This window comes from Dietzia sp. B19 (assembly GCF_014145155.1).
GTDB lineage: Bacteria > Actinomycetota > Actinomycetes > Mycobacteriales > Mycobacteriaceae > Dietzia > Dietzia natronolimnaea.
In genome coordinates, this window is record NZ_JAALED010000174.1 from 1 (window position 1) to 6,547 (window position 6,547).

Annotated in this window: 4 protein-coding genes; 2 read left to right on the top strand and 2 right to left on the bottom strand. The window is 70.3% G+C overall.

Annotated elements, in window-relative coordinates:
- Positions 1-102 precede the first annotated feature (102 nt).
- Positions 103-1,692 carry a serine hydrolase domain-containing protein gene (locus G6020_RS06065; protein ID WP_182609999.1) on the top strand — a complete coding sequence of 530 codons (1,590 nt, stop codon included), beginning with the start codon at positions 103-105 and terminating at the stop codon, positions 1,690-1,692.
- On the opposite strand, the gene G6020_RS06070 is transcribed toward G6020_RS06065, so the two are convergent.
- The gene (locus G6020_RS06070; protein WP_182610000.1) at positions 1,644-5,267 is read right to left on the bottom strand and encodes an indolepyruvate ferredoxin oxidoreductase family protein; all 3,624 of its coding nucleotides are present in this window, start codon (positions 5,265-5,267) and stop codon (positions 1,644-1,646) included. The genes G6020_RS06065 and G6020_RS06070 overlap by 49 nt on opposite strands.
- 167 nt (positions 5,268-5,434) lie before the next feature.
- On the opposite strand from G6020_RS06070, the gene G6020_RS06075 reads away from it, so the two are divergent.
- On the top strand, positions 5,435-5,902 hold the full coding sequence (locus G6020_RS06075; RefSeq protein ID WP_107746422.1) for an Lrp/AsnC family transcriptional regulator: 468 nt from the start codon (positions 5,435-5,437) through the stop codon (positions 5,900-5,902).
- Positions 5,903-5,905: 3 nt separating this feature from the next.
- Here the strand turns inward: G6020_RS06075 and G6020_RS16945 are convergent.
- The coding region (locus G6020_RS16945; RefSeq protein WP_241732588.1) for an amidase family protein at positions 5,906-6,547 on the bottom strand (642 nt) is incomplete at its 5' end.

The following is a 6,547-nucleotide window of genomic DNA, read 5'->3' on the forward strand; positions in this document are numbered from 1 at the left end:
CCGCGATGGCGTCGGCGGCCCTGCGGTCCTGACCCGGGGTCCTGCGTCGGTGGAACGGGGAGAGGTCCTCAGGCACCGGTTCCCGTGCATACACTCCCGGACGTGATCCGCACCGGAAGTGACCCCAGCCCGGCCTGCACCGCGGCGATACCGCCAAGCCCGCGCGGCGTCGGCGTCGCGATGGCGGTCGTCCTCGCGCTACTCGCGGCGATAGTGGTTCCGGCGACCGTGACCCCGGCCACCGCCCGGTCGGTCGGTGAGGGGTCGGTCGTAGACGGGCTGAGCCTCGACGCGGAGGCCACCCGCCTCGCCGACGAACTCGGGGCCCCGGGTATATCGGTGGCGGTGGTCGACTCCACGGGCGTCGTGGGTCGCGCCCACCACGGTGTCGACGGCGACGGTGCTCCGGTCGGCGAGGGGACCGCGTTCGTGTGGGGTTCGGTGTCCAAGTCCTTTGCAGCCCTCGTCGTGTCCGTCCTCGACGAGTCGGGGACGCTGTCCGCCTCGGACCCGGTGGCCTCGGTCCTGCCGGCCCTGCGCGGCGGCGAGCTCGACACCACGGGCGTCACCATCGCCGACCTCGTCCACCACGTCTCCGGTCTGCCGCACCAGGTGGAACTCACCGACGTGTGGGGGCGCACGGGCCCTGCCTCGGAGGTCGTTCCCGAGATCGCGGACGTGGCGGGCGTCGGACCGCGGGGCATCTACCGATACTCGAGCCTGAACTACCTCCTGCTCCAGGCTGTCGTCGAGACCGTGACTCAGCGGCCCTACGGCGACGTCCTCCACGAGGTCCTCGCGTCGACCTCCGGAGTGACCGACGTGGTCACCGACCCCGGCCGGTTCGCCGAGGACGTCCCTCCGGGCCACGCGCCCTACTTCTTCGGCGAGAGGCCCGTGGACGTGGGGTTCGACCCCGCGGGGCTCGCCTATGGCTACCTGTCCGGCCCGACGGACTCCCTCGCGCGGTACGCGGCGTGGCAGCTCGGCGACCTCCGGTCCACAGCACCGGAATCGGTCGAGCGGCGGGAGGGAGCGGTGGAGACGGGGACCGGTGCCCGGTACGGCAACGGCCTGATCGTCGAGGGCAGGACGGACGGCGACGACGAGGTGACCGTCGTCCGGCACTCCGGGGCGGTCCCCGGGTACTTCACCTATCTCGCCCTGTCCCCGGAGCGGGATGTGGGCGTGGTGCTGGTGGCCAACTCCTATGGCGAGCTCCGATCGGCGGAGTCGGCTGGCGCGGCCGAGGCGTTCGCCGACCGGATCATGGGGTTGCCTCCCGGCGCGCATCCCGGCTCCGGGTTCTACACCGGGGTGATCGTCGGCGGGATCGTGCTGGTGCTGCTGCTCGTCGCCCTGCTCGGATGGGTGGTGATCGGACTGGTACGGCGGTCCCCGCCCCGCAGGACCACACGGGGGACCCTCACGCGCGTCCTGCTGGTGACACTCGTCGGCGCCGCTCTCCTGGTGGGCGGGTTGCTCGGCGTCCCCGCGGTGGTCGGGGTGCCGTTCGGGGTCGCTGCGCTGTGGGCGCCCGACGTCGCCCTGCTCTTCTGGCTGACGATGGGTCTGGTGTTCCTCGTGACGGCCGTGACGGTGGCGCGCGAGATCGCCTGGAACCACCGGGGCACCGTCGGGGGTCAGCGCCAGCCCAGCTCGCCACGCAGGCGGGCCAGCTCTTCCCGGTAGCTGGCCACGCTCTCCAGCTTGACGTACTCGTACCCGCGCACCATGTCGGGCAACTCGGCCAGAGCGATCGCGGCGTCGTACCACTCGGCGCTCCGCCCGACCGGGCCCGAGCGCCGCAGCTCGGCGGTGAGCCGGTGGACCAGATCCCGGTACCCGGCCAATAGCTCGCGTTCCACCCTGCGGACGTGGGCATATCCGAACACGTCGAGCGGGGTGCCGCGTAGCCGCTTCATCCTCGCCAGTGCCTTCATCGCAGGCATGGCCCTGGGCCCGATCGAGATCTTCCTCTTCATCCCCAGCGCGCGCAGCGCCGGCGGATGAAGCCTGAGGTTGGGCACTGCCCCCTCGCCCCACTCCTCGGTGAGCTGCGCGGCGAACGCCGGATCGACGGCCAGGCGGGCGACCTCGTACTCGTCCTTGTATGCCATGAGCTTGTACAGGTTCGTGGCCACGGCCAGCGTGAGCTGTTCGGGATCGGCTCCGCCCTCGGCGGGCTCCCGAAGGGCCTCGGCGGCGCGCAGATCCTCGACGCTGCACAGGTAGTCGGCCGCGTAGGCCGCATTCTGGAAGTCGATCAACTCGTCGACGCGCAGCGCGACCACGGCACGGAGTTCATCGGAGGCGTCCGCGCCCAGACCGGCGAGCAGGCGCTGCGCGGCGGGGGTCGGCACGTGAAGGGCCGACGTCGCCGTGGACACCGGCTTGTGTAGGTCGGCGACCAGCGCGGCCAGCGTCTCCGGATCGGCGACGGCCTGGCGGCCCCTGCGGAACGCCTGCAGATTCGCCGTGACCGCCACACCGTTGAGCTCGATCGCCTGCTCGATGGCCTCGGCGGAGATCGGCAGGGCGCCGCTCTGGTAGGCCGCGCCCACCATGAGCATGTTGGAGGACTGCGTGGAGCCGAAGAGGTTCTCCGTGATCTCACCGGGGTTCAGGTAGACCCCTCGCCTCGACGCGCGATCGATGACCGCCTGGATGTCCGAGGTGGACGGATAGTCCACGGCGGTGTCGATGACCATCGTGCCCTTGGGGATCTGGGTGGTGGAGACGACCGCGGTGGTGCGGTCCGGGCGGGCCACCTTGAGGTTGGCGTCGTCCGCACCCACGAGGCCGTCACAACACAGGTAGAGATCGCAGTCTCCGCCGCCGATCTTCGGGGGCTGCTCGAGCGGTGTCCGGGCCACCCGGACGTCGGAGACCACCGCACCGCCCTTCTGCGCCAGACCCGTCATGTCGAGGGTGCGCGCGGAGTTGCCGTCGAGCACCGCGGCGGTGGCCAGCACAGCCGACACGGTGACGATCCCCGTCCCGCCGATACCGGTCAGTCGCAGCGAGAAGCCGCGGTCGGCGTCGACCCCGGCCCGGGTCGGCTCCGGGAGGGCCGCCGCGTCGAGCTCCGGCGCCGTGGCCACCCGTTCTGTCCTGGTACCCGGCACGACGCTGACGAAGGCAGGGCAGTCGCCCTCCAGGCACGAGAAGTCGAAATTGCAGGTCGACTGGTCGATCTGCGTCTTGCGTCCGAACTCGGTCTGCACCGGATGGACGGACAGGCAGTTGGACTTCCTGCCGCAGTCGCCGCAACCCTCACAGATCCGCTCGTTGATCACCACCCTCTCGGCCGGGGTGGGGTAGGTGCCGCGCTTGCGGTGGCGGCGCTTCTCGGCCGCGCAGAACTGGTCGTGGACCAACACGGTCACCCCGGGGGTCGCGGCGAGCTCCTTCTGGACCTCGAGCGTGTCCCGGCGGTCCCGGACCTCGATGCCGCGGGGCAGGCCCTGGGACCTCGTGGCCTTGACGTCGTCCGTGGTGACGACGATCTTGGCCACTCTCTCCGCGCGCAACAGTCGCAGGATCTCCGGCAGCGACATCTCGCCGACCGGGTCCTGGCCGCCCGTCATGGCGACGGTGCCGTTGTAGAGCAGCTTGTAGGTGATGTTGTCGCCCGAGGCGACGGCGGCGCGGAGCGCGAGCGAACCGGAGTGCATGAACGTGCCGTCGCCGATGTTCTGCACCATGTGGCGCTCGGTCAGGAACGGCGCCATACCGGTCCACTGCAGGCCCTCGCCGCCCATCTGGGTGACGCCCGTGACGGTGCCGACCTGCTCGGCGTCCATGAGCAGGACCATCGCGTGGCATCCGATGCCGCCGCCCACGAGCGTCCCGTCGGCGACCTTGGTGGAGCTGTTGTGCGGGCAGCCCGAGCAGAAGTACGGCGTCCGGGTGGTGGCCAGTGGCAGGGAGATGCGCGAGCGGCCGCGGCCCGGTCCGTCGATCCAGGCCAGCGCCGACTCGATGCCGTGGACGCGGCCGAGCCGCTGCGCCAGGCCGCGGGTCACGGCGTCGACGTCGAGTTCACCGAAACGGCTGAACAGGGTGGAGCCGTCCTCGTGGGTCTTGCCCACGACATTCGCGACGTCCGGGCGGCGGAAGTGGATCTCGCGGATCATCGTCTCGATGAAGTCGCGCTTCTCCTCCACCACGATCACCTCGTCGAGTCCGGTCATGAACTCGTCCAGGACAGTGCGCTCGATGGGGTACACCATGCCGAGTTTGAGGATCCGGATGCCGCGTCGGGAGAGCTCGGCATCGTCCAGGCCCAACCTCCGCAGCGATTCGCGGACGTCGAGGTAGCTCTTGCCGGCGGCAACGATCCCGATTCGGTCGTCGGCAGTCGACTGCACGATCCGGTTGAGCTTGTTGAGCCGGGCGTACTCCAGCGCGCGCGGTATCCGGACGGTGAGCTGGTTCTGTTCCAGTTCCATCAGGCTGGACCCGAGCAGCTGGCCCGAGGGCACATGCGGGCTCGTGCCCAGATCGCCGTAGACGGGCAGGATCCGGTCCGGGTCCACCAGCGCGGTCGACGAGGCGTCCGCGACGTGCGAGGAGATCTTCATGGCCGACCACAGGCCCGAGACGCGCGAGAGGATCGCCGCGTGGACGCCGAAGTCCAGGACGTCCTGGGAATCGGCAGGGTAGAGCGTCGGGAGGTAGAGGTCCGCGAGCGCGAGCTCGGACGAGCACGGCACCGTCGAGGACTTGGCGCCGGGATCGTCGCCGACCAACGCCACCGCACCGCCGCAGGGGTCGGTGCCGATGAGGTTGGCGTGACGGATCGCGTCCGTCGCACGGTCCAGGCCGGGAGCCTTCCCGTACCAGTACCCGACGACACCCTGCAGCGGTGCGTTACCGGTGTGGGCCGTCGCGCGGAGGGTGCCCGTGCGTCGGGCGAGCTGCGAACCCATGACCGCCGTCGCGGCGGCCTCCTCGTTGAGGGCGGGGCGGTGGACCACGTCGAACGGGTCGAGGAACGCCGCTCGCCTCGCGAGTTCCAGGTCGTAGCCGGCGAGGGGAGAGCCCTCGTAGCCGCTGACGAGACTGGCGGTGAGCAGGTTCTGCCTGCGGTCCAGTCGCGCGCGGTCGCGGACCGTGCGCACCAGGGCCTGGATCCCGGTGAGGAAGACCGTGCCACTCTCGCGGGTGTAGCGGTCGGAGAGCGAGAACGATGCGGCGTCCGCCTGTGCGGTACGCGGTAGATCGTCGTGGGTGCCGCTCGGGGGGCCGAGAAGAGAGGTCATCGGTCGCACCTGGCCTTCGAAAGACGAGAACTGTATCTCCAGGCTAGGCGCGTAGGTGATGTGCGTCACGTGGTCAGCGCTGCGCAGCGCATCGTGTACAGAACGACGCGGCAAAGTCCCAAAGGGATGGGCCAGTTGTCCAGTCAGACTCGACATACTATGTACACATGGAAATAAGCCCCGGCCTGGATGCCACCGACCGTCGGCTCCTGAAGATCGTCCTGGCGGGTCCACGAGTCGGGGTGCGTGAGTTCTCCCGCCGCCTCGGGGTGGCCCGCGGGACCGCGCAGGCCAGGCTCGACAAACTCGAGGCCCGTGGCGTGATCGCCTCGTGGGCGCCCGCCCTTGATCCGGCGGCGCTCGGGTATCCGCTCTCCGCGCTGGTCCACATCCAGGTGGCGCAGGCGAAGCTGGAGGCGACCTGTACCGGCCTGGCGGACGTGCGCGAGGTCCTCGAGGTGATGAGCGTGGCGGGGGAGTTCGACATCGTCTGCCGCGTGGTGGCCCGGGACCACTCGCATCTCGAGGAGGTCTTCAGTTCCATCATCGCCACACCCGGAGTCCTGCGGACCCGTACAGAGGTGGTGCTGCGACGGCGGGTCGGCCCGCGTGTCGCCCAGTTGCTGGATGAATGAGGGTTACTCCCAGATGCGGGCGAAGGGGTACGCCGCCTCGTACTCGGAGGCGAGTTCGAGCAGCAGACGGTCGTGGCCGATCCTCGCCGACAGGTGCACCCCGATGGGCAGACCGTCCGGCGCCCGGCCGGTGGGCAGCGAGACGGCGGGGGAGCCGGCGATGTTCTGGAGCGGGGTGAAGGTGACCCAGTCGGACACCCGCTCGAGGTGGGTCTCGTAGGGCAGGTCGGCGTCCAGGTACCCGACCTCCGGGGTCTCGTGGTTGACCACCGGGTTGAGGTACACGTCGAGGTCCCCGAACGCGGAGTCGAACCGACGCCTGGTCCGAAACAGGCGGTACAGATGTAGGGGGAGCGTGGGGAGGCCTCGCCTGGCCATCCCGGCGAGGCCGATCGTGAACGGGTCGAGCCGCCCCGCGTCGAACTCCGGACTGAAGGTGCTCCGGCCACCGGAGGACGTGGCCAGGGCGAGCAGGCCCCAGTACGCGATGAAGTCCTCCCGGAACGAGGCCGGGACCGGCGCGTGGGTCGGGACGATCTCGTGACCCAGCGCGGCCAGCCGCTCGGCGGTCTCTCGCAACACCGCCAGGGTCGCCGGATCGGTCGGTTCGCCCGCAGGACTGTGCTCGACGAGGCCGATCCGCAG